The sequence below is a fragment of the Mesorhizobium sp. M4B.F.Ca.ET.214.01.1.1 genome, assembly GCF_004791545.1.
GTDB lineage: Bacteria > Pseudomonadota > Alphaproteobacteria > Rhizobiales > Rhizobiaceae > Mesorhizobium > Mesorhizobium abyssinicae.
The window spans coordinates 175,621-190,749 of sequence record NZ_SRUX01000003.1 but is presented as its reverse complement, the minus strand read 5'-3'; the positions used below and the strand labels follow the sequence as shown (position 1 = coordinate 190,749).

General features: G+C 65.8%; 9 protein-coding genes. 8 read left to right on the top strand and 1 reads right to left on the bottom strand.

What is annotated here, in order from left to right:
* Nucleotides 1–9: 9 nt before the first annotated feature.
* The 4 genes from EN857_RS07295 to EN857_RS07280 all read left to right on the top strand — a co-directional run bounded on the left by EN857_RS07295 (nucleotide 10) and on the right by EN857_RS07280 (nucleotide 5,954).
* A complete protein-coding gene (locus tag EN857_RS07295) occupies nucleotides 10–1,044 on the top strand; it encodes an extracellular solute-binding protein (protein WP_127283889.1) in 1,035 nt (344 codons plus the stop codon).
* A gap of 66 nt (nucleotides 1,045–1,110) precedes the next feature.
* A complete protein-coding gene (locus EN857_RS07290; RefSeq protein WP_127391474.1) occupies nucleotides 1,111–2,307 on the top strand; it encodes a serine hydrolase in 1,197 nt (398 codons plus the stop codon).
* Nucleotides 2,308–2,332: 25 nt separating this feature from the next.
* On the top strand, nucleotides 2,333–3,511 hold the full coding sequence (locus EN857_RS07285) for a serine hydrolase (RefSeq protein WP_127391475.1): 1,179 nt from the start codon (nucleotides 2,333–2,335) through the stop codon (nucleotides 3,509–3,511).
* Nucleotides 3,512–3,635: 124 nt separating this feature from the next.
* The gene (locus tag EN857_RS07280; protein WP_128345991.1) at nucleotides 3,636–5,954 is read left to right on the top strand and encodes a Tex family protein; all 2,319 of its coding nucleotides are present in this window, start codon (nucleotides 3,636–3,638) and stop codon (nucleotides 5,952–5,954) included.
* Here EN857_RS07280 and EN857_RS07275 read toward each other — a convergent pair whose 3' ends face one another.
* The gene (locus EN857_RS07275) at nucleotides 5,955–6,866 is read right to left on the bottom strand and encodes a LysR family transcriptional regulator (RefSeq protein WP_127391477.1); all 912 of its coding nucleotides are present in this window, start codon (nucleotides 6,864–6,866) and stop codon (nucleotides 5,955–5,957) included.
* A gap of 106 nt (nucleotides 6,867–6,972) precedes the next feature.
* On the opposite strand from EN857_RS07275, the gene EN857_RS07270 reads away from it, so the two are divergent.
* The 4 genes from EN857_RS07270 to EN857_RS07255 all read left to right on the top strand — a co-directional run bounded on the left by EN857_RS07270 (nucleotide 6,973) and on the right by EN857_RS07255 (nucleotide 15,078).
* Nucleotides 6,973–8,163 (top strand): acyl-CoA dehydrogenase, encoded by a 1,191-nt coding sequence (locus EN857_RS07270; protein WP_127391478.1) that lies wholly within the window; start codon nucleotides 6,973–6,975, stop codon nucleotides 8,161–8,163.
* 249 nt (nucleotides 8,164–8,412) lie between these two features.
* The gene (locus EN857_RS07265; RefSeq protein WP_127391479.1) at nucleotides 8,413–11,772 is read left to right on the top strand and encodes a transglutaminase family protein; all 3,360 of its coding nucleotides are present in this window, start codon (nucleotides 8,413–8,415) and stop codon (nucleotides 11,770–11,772) included.
* Nucleotides 11,773–11,778: 6 nt separating this feature from the next.
* Complete coding sequence (locus EN857_RS07260) at nucleotides 11,779–14,190, top strand: circularly permuted type 2 ATP-grasp protein (RefSeq protein ID WP_127391480.1); 2,412 nt, start codon at nucleotides 11,779–11,781, stop codon at nucleotides 14,188–14,190.
* A 3-nt stretch (nucleotides 14,191–14,193) separates the two neighbouring features.
* Nucleotides 14,194–15,078, top strand: coding sequence for a transglutaminase family protein (locus EN857_RS07255; protein WP_127391481.1), 885 nt, complete (start codon nucleotides 14,194–14,196; stop codon nucleotides 15,076–15,078).
* The last annotated feature ends 51 nt before the right edge of the window (nucleotides 15,079–15,129 follow it).

The window sequence follows — 15,129 nt, the reverse complement described above, 5'->3', positions numbered from 1 at the left end:
AGCACAACCATGAACTGGAAGATCACGGCGACCGCCATCGGGTTGGCGCTGCTCGCGTCGACAGGCGCGGCCTTCGCCGATGGCGAGTTGAACATCTACAATTGGGGCAACTATACCAGCCCCGACGTCATCAAGAAGTTCGAACAGAAATACAACGTCAAGGTGACGATCACCGACTACGATTCGAACGACACGGCGCTGGCCAAGGTGCGCCAGGGCGGCACCGGCTTCGACATCGCGGTGCCCTCGCAGACCTACGTTCCGATCTGGATCAAGGAAGGTCTTCTGCTCGAGACCGATCCTGGAAAGATGGAGAACTTCAAGAATGTGGCACCGGAATGGGCCAATCCCGATTTCGATCCAGGCCGCAAATACACTGTGCCATGGGCCTGGGGCACGATCGGTGTGGTCGTCAACACCGATGCCTACAAGGGGCCGGCCAACACTTGGGGGATCGTCTTCAATACGCCGGACGAATTGAAGGGCAAGGTCAACGTCGTCCCCGAGATGGGCGACGTCATGTTCGCGGCCACCAAATATGTCGGGGGCCAGCAGTGCACGGACGACAAGGCGGTGCTGAAGAAGGTGCGCGACCTGCTCGTTGCCGCCAAGCCCAACTGGATCGCCATGGAATACAACACCATCGAGAAGATGGGCGCCGGCGACTTCAAGGCGACCAGTGACTGGAACGGCTCGGCGCTGCGCCAGCGGCTGGCGAATCCCGCCATCCACTACAACTATCCGAAGGAAGGCTTTGGACTGTGGAGCGACAATGTCGCCGTTCTCAAGGAAGCGAAGAACGTCGAGAACGCCAAGCTGTTCCAGAACTTCATCATGGACCCGGAAAATGCCGCCGGGCTGTCGGCATTCCACCGCTACGCCAATGCCATCACCGGTTCGGACAAATACATGCCGGCCGACATGAAGGACGCGCCCGAAGTGGTCATTCCCGAGGCAGACAAGGCGCATGCCGAACTGCAGGTGATGTGCCCGCCCGAGGTCCAGGAACTCTACACCAAGATCTGGACCGAACTGCAGAAGTAGCCGCATAGCGACGGACCCGGCGGCAGGCGCCGCCGGGTCCGTTTTCATGTCGTCGGGACATTGATCATGGACTCCTACCGCAACTCTGATCCGCGGCCGCCGATCATGCAGGGCTCGCCGCCGAAGCTGGTCCCACCGAAGCTCGATTGGGACAGAGGGCCATGGAACCGCTGGGCATTCCAGAATATCCGTGAGGTCCTGCCGACCGTCGAGGTCTGGCGTGGCAATGGTCATCGCCGCCGTTTCGAGCGCGTCGAGGTCGATCTCGACGACCTGCCGGTGGTGGACAGCACGGGATCTGCGACGACGCTCGCCGGGCTGCTCGACGAGACTTACACGGACGGCTTTCTCGTGCTCAAGGACGGCAAGATAGCCTATGAGCGCTATTTCAACGGTATGGACGAGCGCTCGCTGCATCTGTCGCAGTCGATGGCGAAGTCGGTCACCGGCTCGGTGTTCGGCATCCTCGCCGGGCGCGGCCTGATCGATCCGGCAAAGCCGGTGACCAGCTACCTTCCGGAACTCGGCGAGACCGCCTGGGCAGGCGCCAGCGTGCAGCAGGTGCTCGATATGACGACGGGCGTACGCTTCTCCGAGGAGTACACCAACCCCTATTCGGAGATCGGCCAGGTCGACGTCGCCAGCGGCTGGAAACCGGTGCCGCCTAGCAGCGACCCCGCCTTCCAGTGGCCGGCGCACATGTTCGAGCTGATCCTGCGGCTGAAGGACAAGGTCCGGCCGCATGGCGAGGCGTTCGAATACCGCTCGATCGAGACCGACGTGCTCGCCTTCATCATGGAGCGGGTGACCGGCAAGCGCCTGGCGCAACTGGTTTCCGAGGAACTCTGGCAAAAGCTTGGCGCCGATGAGAGCGCCTGCTTCAGCGTCGACAGCGCCGGCTATGCGCTGGCCGAGGGCGGCTTCAATGCGACGCTGCGCGATTATGGCCGCTTCGGCCAGCTGATCCTCGACAATGGCGGTGGCGTGGTGCCGGCCGACTGGATCGAAGCGACACGCAATGGCAGGCACGGTCCCGGCTTCAATCCCAGCCTGCCGGAAGGTAGCTATCGCAACCAGTTCTGGATCGAGGATCCGCGCTCGCGCGCGCTGATGTGCCGGGGCGTGTTCGGGCAGCTGATCCATATCGGCTGGGACAACCGGATGGTCGTGGTGAAGCTGTCGACCTACCCGGATTTCGCCAACATTGCCTATTCGGTGGCGACGCTGAAGGCCGTGCACGCCATTGCCGCGGCGCTGGGCTGACCCACAACAAGCAGAAGAGATCGTCATGACCGGCAGGACCGCGTTCGAGACACAGTATGGCTTTGCCCGCAATGCGGTGCTGCTCTCCAACTGGCGCGAAAGCCCATTCAATCGCTGGTCGTTCCAGAATGTCGGCGAACTGGTGCCGAGCACGCCCTTCGCGGCGTCGGGCGGCGCAGAGGCGCCGGCGCAGGCGCTTGGCGGGCTGCTCGACGAAAAGGTCGCCCTGGCGGCCGAGCCGGAAACGGTCGCGGCTTTTCTCAAGCGCTCTGACACCGATGCGCTGACGGTCCTGAAGGGCGGCAGGCTGGTCGGCGACTGGTTCGCGCCGCATATGGAGTTCGGCGCGCGCCACATCATCTTCTCGATCAGCAAGTCCTTCACCGCCATCCTTGCCGGCATACTGGAAGGCGAGAGGGTATTCGACCCGGACGCGCCGGTCGTCAGCTATATCCCCGAAGCCGAGGGTTCGGCCTATGGCGATGCGAGCTGCCGGCATGTGCTCGACATGAGCGTCAGCCTCGATTTCGAGGAGGCCTATCTCGATCCCGAAAGCGCGTTTGCCCGCTACCGCCGCGCCACGCTGTGGAATCCGGGTGGCGGGTCCGAAAGCCTCAAGGCGTTCATCCTGACGTTGCAGCGTCTCGGCGAGCCGCACGGGCGCACCTATCGCTACCGCTCGCCCAATTCCGATCTGCTCGGCATGCTGCTGGAGCGGGCGTCCGGACATCGCATCGGCGATCTCCTGCGCGCGAAATTGTGGCAGCCGCTCGGCGCGATGGGCGAGGGTTCGATCGCCGTCGACATGGAAGGCACGGCGCGCACGGCCGGCGGCATTTCGGTGACGCCGCGCGACCTGGCGCGGGTCGGCGAGATGATGCGGCAGGGCGGCATGGCCAATGGCCGCCGCATCGTGCCGGATGCCTGGGTGCGCGACACGGTTTCAACCGGCGGCAGCTTCGAGGCCTGGCAGCGCGGCACGATGGCCTTTCTCTTTCCCAAGGGCCGCTACCGCAACAAATGGTATCAGACCGGCGCCGACAGCGGCGCCTTCTGCGGCATCGGCATCCACGGCCAATGGCTCTACGTCAACCCGAAGGCCGAAGTGGTGATCGCCAAGATGTCGTCGCAGCCGGAGCCGGTCGATGACCGGCTCGATGTCGAGCTGGTCGCCTTCTTCGAGGCGCTGAGCCGCATGGTCTGAGCCGCCTCGGCGGGGCGGTTTCGCAGCCGTTTTTCTGTGGAACCTCGCTACGGGGCCCGAACAGCGCGGTTGGCGAGGACGGCATCCAGGCCTATGGTCGCCGCTCTTTTCGACAGGGACCGGCATGGCATCCGACATCAAACGCATTGCAGCAATCATCGCGGCCGAGATCGGCGCGCGGCCCGAGCAGGCGGCGGCGGCGATCGGCCTCCTGGACGAGGGCGCGACGGTGCCCTTCGTGGCCCGCTACCGCAAGGAGGTCACCGGCGGGCTCGACGACACGCAATTGCGCGATTTGGCCGAGCGGCTCGCCTATCTGCGCGAGCTCGACGCGCGCCGCGAGACGATCCTCGGTTCCATCCGTGAGCAGGGCAAGCTGACCGAGGAATTGGAGGCCAAGATCATTGCTGCCGCCACCAAGGCCGAGCTGGAAGACATCTACCTGCCCTACAAGCCGAAGCGGCGCACCAAGGCGGAGATCGCCAGGGAACGTGGGCTCGGGCCGCTGGCCGAGGCGATCCTTGCCGACCGCGCGGCGGTGCCCGCCGATCTCGCGCTCGCCTACATCACCGAAGAAGTGGCAGACGCAAAGGCCGCGCTCGAGGGCGCGCGCGACATTCTGTCGGAACAGTTCGCCGAGAATGCCGATCTGGTCGGCAAGCTGCGCGCCTATATGAAGGAGCGTGCCTTCCTGCGCGCCAGGGTCGTCGATGGCAAGCAGGAGGCGGGCGCGAAATTCTCCGACTATTTCGACCATGTCGAACGCTGGGCGAACGCACCCAGCCACCGGGCGCTGGCCATGCTGCGCGGTCGCAACGAGGAGGTGCTGTCGCTCGACATCGAGGTCGATGCCGACGATCAATCGCCGGTGAAGCCGGTCGAGCGCATGATTGCCAATGCCTATGCGATCGGCGGCAGCTTGCCGGGCGACCGTTGGCTGATGGAGGTCGCCGGCTGGACCTGGCGCATCAAGCTGTCCTTGCATCTGACGCTCGACCTGATGCGCGACCTGCGCGAGCGGGCGGAGGAGGAGGCGATCCACGTCTTCGCGCGCAACTTGAAGGACCTGCTGCTCGCCGCGCCCGCCGGCTCGCGGCCGACGATGGGGCTCGATCCGGGCATCCGCACCGGCGTCAAGGTGGCGGTGGTCGATGGCACCGGCAAGCTGGTGGCGACGACGACGGTCTATCCGTTCCCGCCCAGGAACGACGTGCGCGGGGCGCAGGCCGAGCTCGCCGCGCTCATCCGCCAGCACAAGGTCGAGCTGATCTCGATCGGCAACGGCACCGGCAGCCGTGAGACCGAGAAACTGGTCGCTGACATGCTGTCGGACCTGCCAGCCGGTTCCGGCCCGAAGCCGCTCAAGGTGATCGTCAGCGAGGCGGGCGCTTCGGTCTATTCGGCCTCGGCGACGGCAGCGGCGGAATTCCCCGGCCTCGACGTGTCACTGCGCGGCGCCGTGTCGATCGCTCGCCGCTTGCAGGATCCGCTTGCCGAACTGGTCAAGATCGAGCCGAAGTCGATCGGCGTCGGCCAGTACCAGCACGATGTCGATCAGTACCGTCTTGGCCGTTCTCTGGAAGCAGTGGTCGAGGATGCTGTCAACGCCGTCGGCGTCGATCTCAACACGGCGTCGGCGCCGCTCTTGGCGCGGGTTTCGGGGCTTGGGCCGTCGCTTGCCGAAGCAATCGTTGCGCATCGCGATGCGACCGGGCCGTTTGCCAGCCGCAAGGACCTGCTCAAAGTGGCGCGGCTCGGACCGCGTGCCTTCGAACAGTCCGCCGGCTTTTTGCGCATTGCCAATGGCGCCGAGCCGCTCGATGCTTCCTCGGTGCATCCCGAAGCCTATGGCGTGGCGAAGAAGATCGTCGCCGCCTGCGGCCGCGACGTGCGCGCGTTGATGGGCGACAGTGCCGCGCTCAAGGCGCTCGATCCGCGTGTCTTCGTCGACGAGCGCTTCGGCCTGCCGACGGTGCGCGACATCCTGGCGGAGCTGGAAAAGCCCGGCCGCGATCCGCGTCCTGGTTTCAAGACGGCGACCTTTGCCGAGGGGGTTGACGACATCAAGGACCTGAAGCCGGGCATGCAGCTCGAAGGCACCGTCACCAATGTCGCTGCTTTCGGCGCCTTCGTCGACATCGGCGTGCATCAGGACGGGCTGGTCCACGTCTCGCAGCTGGCCGACCGCTTCATCAAGGATGCGCATGAGGTGGTGAAGGCGGGCGACGTGGTGAAGGTGCGCGTCGTCGACGTCGACATCAAGCGCAAGCGTATCGGCCTGTCGATGCGCAAGGATGGCGGCGAAGGTGGAGCGGCGCGCAGCGGCCAGCGTGACGATGGCGGCAAGCCGGCGCCGCGCTCGCCAGCACCGCAACGCCAGCCGGAGCGGCCATCTCAGGGTGCGTTCGGCGCGGCGCTCGCCGAGGCGATGAAGCGCAAGTAGTTACCAGGCCAGGAAAGCCGGCTCCTTTTCAACCTGGCCCAGCAGCCAGTCGCGAAAACTGGCAACCGGTGGATGGCCGCGCTTGTCGTGGGGCACGACCAGATAGTAGGCGCTGCGGCTCTGCATCGGCTGGCCGGGGGCCGGCAGCAACTGGCCGCGCTGCAGTTCTCCGGCAATCAGGATTTCCGGCAGCAGCGCCACGCCGAGCCCCGCCATGCAGGCCTGGGCGACTGTGCCGAACTGCTCGAACTGCATGCCCGGCCCAGTCGGTGCGCTGAGACCCTGCTCCTCGAACCATTCGCTCCAGGCGCCAGGACGCGTCGCCATGTGCAGCAGCGGCAGGCGGCTGATATCGGCCGGCGTGGCGACGTCGCGGCTGGCCAGGAATTCGGGCGAAACCACCGGCATCACGGTTTCGCGCATCAGCAGCGTGCAGTCGGCATCCGGCCAGTCGGGCATGCCGTGATGGATTGCGGCATCCAGCCTCTCGCGGGCGAAGTCGAAGCGGCCGATGCGGGTGGCGAAGTTGATGGTGATGTCGGGGTGGCGGGCGACGAAATCCGGGATCAGTGGCATCAGCCAGCGTGTGCCGAAGGTTGGCAGGATTGCCAGGTTCAGCGCGCCGCTATGTCGATTGCTCATCAATCCGAGAGCGGCGTCGCGCAATTGACCAAGTGCTGAGCGCACCGCTTCGGCATAGATATCGCCCGCCGTCGACAGCCGGACATTGCGGCTGTCGCGCTCGAACAGCCGGCGTCCGAACTGCTCTTCCAAGAGGCTGATTTGCCGGCTGACGGCGCCTTGCGTGAGGTCGAGTTCGCGGGCGGCGGCGGTGAACGAGCCTAGCCGCGCCACCGCCTCGAAGGCGGCGAGGGCGGCTGTGGTGGGCAGGAGGCGGCGCTGGACGTTCATAATCCATTACTAACGCTCATTGATCTGTGATGCAATTTTGTTTGATTTTTTCCGTGCGGAGGTCGATAAGCCGGGCAATTCAAGATTTTGCCGGGAGAGTGAGGCCATGGCCGCCGAGAAGAATTCCTTCGTCTGGAACGATCCCTTCCTGATCGAGGGCCAGCTTTCCGAGGATGAGCGCATGGTGCGCGACGGCGCGGCGGCCTTCGCGGCCGACAAGCTCGCGCCGCGCATCGAGGAGGCCTATCTCGACGAGCAGACCGATCCCTCGATCTTCCGTGAGATGGGCGAGGCGGGCCTGCTCGGCATCACCATTCCCGAGGAGTATGGCGGTCTCGGCGCCAATTACGTGACCTACGGCTTGGTGGCGCGCGAGGTGGAGCGCATCGATTCCGGCTACCGCTCGATGATGAGCGTGCAGTCGTCACTGGTGATGTATCCGATCCACGCCTATGGCTCGGAAGAACAGCGCAAGAAGTACCTGCCGAAACTGGCCTCCGGCGAATGGATCGGCTGCTTCGGCCTCACCGAACCGGATGCCGGCTCCGACCCCGGCGGCATGAAGACGCGCGCCGAGAAAACGGCGAACGGCTACAGGCTTTCCGGCTCCAAGATGTGGATCTCCAACGCCCCGATCGCCGATGTCTTCGTCGTCTGGGCGAAATCGGCGGCGCACGACAACCAGATCCGCGGCTTCGTGCTGGAAAAGGGCATGAAGGGCCTGTCGGCGCCGAAGATCGGCGGCAAGCTGTCGCTGCGCGCGTCGATCACCGGCGAGGTGGTGATGGAAGGCGTCGAGGTCGGCGAGGAGGCGCTGCTGCCCAATGTTTCTGGCCTGAAGGGGCCGTTCGGCTGTCTCAACCGGGCGCGCTACGGCATCTCCTGGGGCGCGATGGGCGCGGCCGAGGATTGCTGGCACCGGGCGCGGCAGTACGGCCTCGACCGCAAGCAGTTCGGCAAGCCGCTCGCCGGCACGCAGCTCTTCCAGAAGAAGCTCGCCGACATGCAGACCGAGATCGCGCTCGGCCTGCAGGGCTCATTGCGCGTCGGGCGGCTGATGGACGAGGGCAAGATGGCGCCGGAGATGATCTCGATCGTCAAGCGCAACAATTGCGGCAAGGCCCTCGACATCGCCCGCCAGGCCCGCGACATGCATGGCGGCAACGGCATCCAGATCGGCTACCACGTCATGCGCCATGCGCAGAACCTGGAGACGGTCAATACCTATGAGGGCACGCATGACGTGCATGCGCTGATCCTCGGACGGGCGCAGACAAGCATCCAGGCGTTTTTCTAAGGTGTGTCGATATTCAGGTGATGCCGGCCTGCAAACGCCGATTTCCTGCGCTTCCGGTGCTCGCGTACTTCAAGTACGCTCCGCTCCGGTTCTCGGAAGTCGCCATTTTCGGCTCGGCCTAACCTGAATCTCGACACACCTTAGCCGGCAACGCTGCTTAAATTAGGTGCAGCGCAACATCTCTGCTTGGAGAATGGCCTGCATTTGTGTCAGGGTTCGGCGAATTGAAACGCCGAACTCAGGGGCCCCATGGCAATTCTGGCAGCCGTCCACCACCTGACCCACTACAGATACGACCGTCCGGTGGTTCTCGGGCCCCAGGTCATCCGGCTGCAGCCGGCGCCGCATTCGCGCACCAAGGTGCTCAGCCACTCGCTGAAGGTCGAGCCGAAGAACCATTTCGTCAACCTGCAGCAGGACCCCTACGGCAACTTCCTTGCGCGCTTCGTCTTCCCGGAGCCGGTGACCGAACTCAAGATCGAGGTCGATCTCGTCGCCGACATGACGGTCTACAATCCATTCGATTTCTTCGTCGAGGAATCGGCCGAGACTTTCCCGTTCGAGTATCCGGAAGAGATCAGGGAAGACCTCGCCATCTACCGGACGCCGGAGCCGGCCGGACCGCTGCTCTCGGCTTTCCTGGAGACCATCGACCGCGGCTCCAGGAACACCGTCAATTTCCTCGTCGACATCAATGCGCGGCTGCAGCGCGAGATCGCCTATATCGTGCGCATGGAGACGGGCGTCTTCTCGCCGGAGGAGACGCTCGCCGCCGCCAAGGGGTCGTGCCGGGATTCGAGCTGGCTGCTGGTGCAGATCCTGCGCAATCTCGGCATCGCCGCGCGCTTCGTCTCCGGCTACCTGATCCAGCTCAAGCCCGATCTGGTCTCGCTCGACGGGCCACCCGGCACCGCGGTCGACTTCACCGACCTGCACGCCTGGTGCGAGGTCTATATTCCCGGCGCCGGCTGGATCGGTTTCGATCCGACCTCGGGCCTGCTCACCGGCGAAAGCCACGTGCCGCTCGCCGCCACCCCGCATTTCCGCAATGCCGCGCCGATTTCCGGCATGGCGAGCTTCGCCAATGTCGATTTCGGCTTCGACATGCGGGTCGACCGCATCGCCGAGCATCCGCGCATCACCAAGCCGTTCTCCGACGAAAGCTGGCAGGCGCTCGACGCGCTGGGAAACAAGGTGGACGCGGCGCTGAAGGAAGGCGACGTGCGGCTCACCATGGGCGGCGAGCCGACCTTCGTGTCGATCGACGATTTCGAATCCGCCGAGTGGAACACCGCCGCCGTAGGTCCGACCAAACGCGGCAAGGCGGACGAGTTGATCCGCCGCCTGCGCGAGCGTTTCGCTCCGGGCGGTTTTCTCCATTATGGCCAAGGCAAATGGTATCCGGGCGAGAGCCTGCCGCGCTGGACCTTCTCGCTGTATTGGCGCACCGATGGCCAGCCGGTGTGGAGCGACCCGTCGCTGATCGCGCGCGAAAAGAGCAGCGTCGCGGTGGGTCCCGAACAGGCGGAAAGCCTGCTGACGGCGATCGCCGGCGAGCTCGGCATCGACGAGGCGATGGTCAGCGAGGCCTATGAGGACCCGGCCGAGTGGCTGCTCAAGGAAGGCAAGCTGCCGGACAATGTCGATCCCTCCAATTCCAAGCTCGAGGATCCGGAAGAGCGCAGCCGCATGGCGCGCGTGTTCGAGCGCGGGCTGACCAAGCCGTCGGGTTATGTGCTGCCGGTCCAGCGCTGGAACAGCCAGGCTGCCGGCCAGCGCTGGCGCTCGGAGAAATGGAAGACCAGGCGCGGCCGGCTGTTCCTGGTTCCCGGCGATTCACCGGTCGGCTATCGGTTGCCGCTCGGCACTCTGCCCTATGTGCCGCCGGCGCAATTCCCCTACATTGTCCCGGTCGATCCGTCGCTGCCGCGCGGCCCGCTGCCGGCGCGCGAGGCCATCCTGCCGGGAGCCGCTCCGGCGGAGCTTGAAGGCGCCGACGAAATGGCGCGCCGCCAGCAGGCGGTGTCCTTCACCGCGGTAGCCGGCCAGCAGGACCGTGTCGAGCAGGAGATCACCGAGATCGGCGGTGCGGTGCGCACCGCGCTCACCGTCGAGCCGCGCGACGGCAGGCTTTGCGTGTTCATGCCGCCGGTCGAGGCGCTGGAAGACTATCTCGAACTGGTGGCGGCGGCCGAAAATGCGGCAAAGACCATCGGCCTGCCGGTGCATATCGAGGGCTACGGCCCGCCGCACGATCCGCGCCTTAACGTCATCCGCGTCGCGCCCGATCCCGGCGTCATCGAGGTCAATATCCATCCCGCCGCCAACTGGCAGGAATGCGTCGCGACGACGACGGCGATCTACGAGGAGGCGCGGCAGTCGCGGCTCGGCACCGACAAGTTCATGATCGACGGCCGCCACACAGGCACCGGCGGCGGCAACCATGTCGTGGTCGGCGGCGCCACGCCCAACGACAGTCCGTTCCTGCGCCGGCCGGATCTTTTGAAAAGCCTGGTCCTGCAATGGCAGCGGCACCCGTCGCTGTCCTATCTGTTCTCCGGCCTGTTCATCGGACCGACCAGCCAGGCGCCGCGCTTCGACGAGGCACGCCACGATTCGCTCTATGAGCTCGAGATCGCGATGGCGCAGGTGCCGCATCCGGACAAGGGCGAGGCGCCCTTGCCGTGGCTTGTCGACCGGCTGTTCCGCAACCTGCTCACCGACGTGACCGGCAACACCCACCGTTCGGAAATCTGCATCGACAAATTGTTCTCGCCCGACGGCCCCACCGGCCGGCTCGGCCTGGTCGAGTTCCGCGGCTTCGAGATGCCGCCCAATGCGCGCATGAGCCTGGCGCAGCAATTGCTCGTGCGCGCCATCATCGCCCGTGCATGGAAGAACCCGCTCGACGGCCGCTTCGTGCGCTGGGGCACCTCGCTGCATGACCGCTTCATGCTGCCGCACCATGTCTGGGCGGATTTCCTCGACGTGCTGGAGGACCTCAAGCTCAACGGCTTCGAATTCCGTCCCGAATGGTTCGCCGCGCAGCTCGAATTCCGTTTCCCTTATTGCGGCGAGGTCGAGCATGCGGGGGTCAAGCTGGAACTCAGGCAGGCGCTGGAGCCGTGGCATGTGATGGGCGAGCAGGGCGCGATCGGCGGCACCGTGCGCTTCGTCGATTCCTCCGTCGAGCGGCTGCAGGTGAAGACCGAGGGCCTCAATCCGGAGCGTCACGCCATCGTCTGCAACGGTCGCGTCGTGCCGATGAAGGTGACGGACAACCGCGAGGTCGCGGTCGCGGGCGTGCGCTTCAAGGCCTGGCAGCCGGCTTCCGGCCTGCATCCGGCGCTGCCGGTCAACACACCTCTGGTCTTCGACATCTACGACCGCTGGTCGGGCCGGGCGGTGGGCGGCTGCGTCTACCATGTCGCCCATCCCGGCGGGCGCAACTACGACACCTTTCCGGTCAATGGCAACGAGGCGGAGGCGCGGCGGCTTGCCCGCTTCGAGCCGCGCGGCCATACACCGTCCGGCTATGTGCTGCACAATGAAGAAGCCTCTGAAGATTTCCCGATGACCCTTGACCTCAGGCGGCCCCCGAGACTCTGATCGGCGATGGCGAAGGGGAATCAGAAGAAGATAGGCGGCAAGCCGCTGACGCACAGTCTGCTGGAGCACTACCAGCCGATCGACGGTGTCGTCGACGAGATGGTCGACGCCTCGGGCAATCCGCGCCCGGCCTGGCGCGCCTTCCTCGAGGCGCTGGAGGATCTCGGTCCTGAAAAGCTGGCCCGGCGCTTTGCCCGCGCCGACCAGTATCTGCGCGACGCCGGCGTCTACTACCGGGTCTACGACAAGGCCGGCGCCAATGAGCGCGAATGGCCGCTGGCGCATGTCCCGCTGCTGATCGAGGAACAGGAATGGGCGGCGATCAGCGCCGGCCTCGTGCAGCGAGCCGACCTGTTCGAGGAGACGCTGGCCGACATTTACGGACCGAACCGGCTGATCGAGAAGGGCATCCTGCCGGCCGGCCTGATCGCCGCCAGCCCAGAATATTTGCGGCCCGTCGTCGGCACGAAACCGGCCAGCGGCCATTTCCTCCACATGCTCGCCTTCGAGCTCGGCCGCGGGCCCGACGGCCGCTGGTGGGTGCTGGGCGACCGCACGCAGGCGCCGTCAGGCGCAGGCTTCGCCCTGGAGAACCGCGTCGCCACCACGCGCGCGCTGTCCGACATCTATGGCGAAATGCATGTGCATCGGCTGGCCGGCTTCTTCCGCCGCTTCCGCGACGCGCTGATCGGCATGGCCAACGACACTGGCGGCCGCGTCGCCATCCTGACGCCGGGGCCGCTCAACGAGACCTATTACGAGCACGCCTATATCGCGCGCTATCTCGGCATCATGCTGCTCGAAGGCGAGGACCTGACCGTCTCGGGCGGCAAGCTGATGGTGCGCACCGTTTCGGGGCTGAAGCCTGTCGGCGTGCTGTGGCGGCGGCTGGATGCCGCCTTCGCCGATCCGCTGGAGCTGAGGCCGGATTCGCAGATCGGCACGCCCGGCCTGGTCGAGGCTATCCGCCGGGGCACGGTCTCGGCCGTCAATGCGCTCGGCTCGGGGCTGATGGAAACGCGGGCGCTGCTTTCCTTCTTGCCGAGGATCTCGCGGGAATTGCGGGGCGAGGAATTGCTGTTGCCGAGCGTCGCCACCTGGTGGTGCGGGCAGGACAGCGAGCGCGAGCACGTGCTTGCCAACCTCGACCGCATGGTTGTCGGTCCGGCGCTGTCGACACGGCTTGCCTTCGAGGACGACGATGCGACCAGGCTCGGCTCGACGCTGTCCGATGCCGAACGGGCCGAACTGGTGGCGCGGATCAAGGACGGCGGCGGCGACTTCGTCGGCCAGGAAGCGGTGACGCTTTCGACCACGCCCGTCTATATCGGTGGCTGGCTGGAGCCGCGGCCGGCAAGCCTGCGCGTCTATCTGGCGCGCACGCCGGATGGCTGGACGGTGATGCCCGGCGGTTTTGCACGGGTCGGCTTCTCGCAAGACGCGACGGCCATCGCCATGCAGCGCGGCGGCCAAGCGGCGGATGTGTGGGTGGTCAGCGACCGGCCGGTGGAGCGCGAGACGCTGCTGCCGCAGGAGCACGACAGCTTCACCCGCTCGATGCCTGGCAGCCTGCCCAGCCGCGCCGCGGAGAACCTGACTTGGCTCGGCCGCTACATCGAGCGCTCGGAAGACACGGCGCGGGTGCTGCGCGCCTATCATGTGCGGCTGGCGGAGACCTCCGACCCCGAAACGCCGCTGCTCGCCGACATCAGGGACTATCTCGAACCGTTCGGCATCGACGTCGAAACGGCGATCCCGCTCGGGCTGATCAGCACGCTGGACAGCGCCGTCTATAGCGCCGGGCAGATCCGCGACCGTTTCTCGCCCGACGGCTGGCTGGCGCTGAAGGATCTGTCGAAGACCATCCATCAATTCGCCAAAACCGTCGCGCCGGGCGACGACGCGACGCGGGCGATGACGGTGATCCTGCGCAAGCTTGCCGGGTTCTCCGGCCTGCTGCATGAGAACATGTACCGCTTCACCGGCTGGCGCTTCCTCGAAATCGGCCGGCGGCTCGAGCGCGGCATCCAGATCGCCCGCATGCTCGCCCGGCTGACCAGGAAAGGCGCGCCGGACGGCGCGCTCGACATGATGCTGGAGATCGGCGACAGCGTCATGACCCATCGCCGGCAATATCCGGTGCAGGCCGGGCGGCGCACGGTGATCGATCTGCTGGCGCTCGACCCGCTCAACCCGCGCTCGATCCTGTTCCAGCTCGAACGATTGAAGGCGGAGATCGGCATGCTGCCTTCCGTTGGCGCCGAAGGACATATGTCGCCGGCGGCTAAGGAAATCCTGCAGCTCAACACGGCGATCGCCGTCATGGAGCCGTCGGACATGACGGCGCAAGTCATCGACGATCTCGCCAACGAGATCGGCGGCCTCTACAACAGCCTCGCCAAGGCCTATTTCGGATAGGGCATGCTCTACGACATCAGGCTTCATCTGAGCTACGACTATGACGCCGCGGCCGGTGGCGGCCGGCATCAGGTGCGCGTGCTGCCGCCGACGATCGCGGGCGTGCAGCGGGTGGTCGCCGCCTCGCTGTCCTTCACGCCAGCGCCGGGCGAGCGCTCTGATTTCACCGACTTCTTCGGCAACAACGTCACTTCGTTAGCCTTTCGCGACGCCCATGACGCGCTCGACATCAGGATGAGCGCGCGCGTGTCGGTTTCGCGCCCCGAGCCCGGGCTCGACGTTTCGCCCAACCTGCAGCGGCTGCGGGAGGAACTCGGCAGCGTGCGGTCGCTGGCGCCGGATTCGCCGCATCACTTCCTCGCCGCCAGCGATCATGCCGGCATCGATGCCGCGATCACCGCCTATGCGAAAGACAGCGTCGCAGGGTCGACGGTCGCCACGGTCATGGATCTGTGCAACCGCATCCAGCGCGACTTCACCTATGACGGCAAGGCAACCACCGTGCAGACCCGCGCCAGCGACGCTTTCGGCCTGAAACGCGGCGTCTGCCAGGATTTCTCGCACATCATGATCGCCGGCCTGCGCGGCCTCGGCATTCCCGCCGGCTATGTCAGCGGCTTCCTGCGCACCATACCGCCGAAGGGCAAGCCCCGGCTCGAGGGCGCCGATGCCATGCATGCCTGGGTCAAGGCGTGGTGCGGGCGCGACGCCGGCTGGCAGGAATTCGACCCGACGAACGGCATGCGGGCGAGCAATGACCACATCACCGTCGGCTACGGGCGCGACTATTCCGACGTGGCGCCGATCGTCGGCGTCCTGAAAACAACGGGCGGCCAGGCGGCCGAGCAAGCGGTCGACGTCATCCCGGTCATGCTCGAGAAGGTTTGAGATGCAAGCCTTTCCGGGGTTCCCGGGGCGTAAAGACTGCTTCTCAAATCC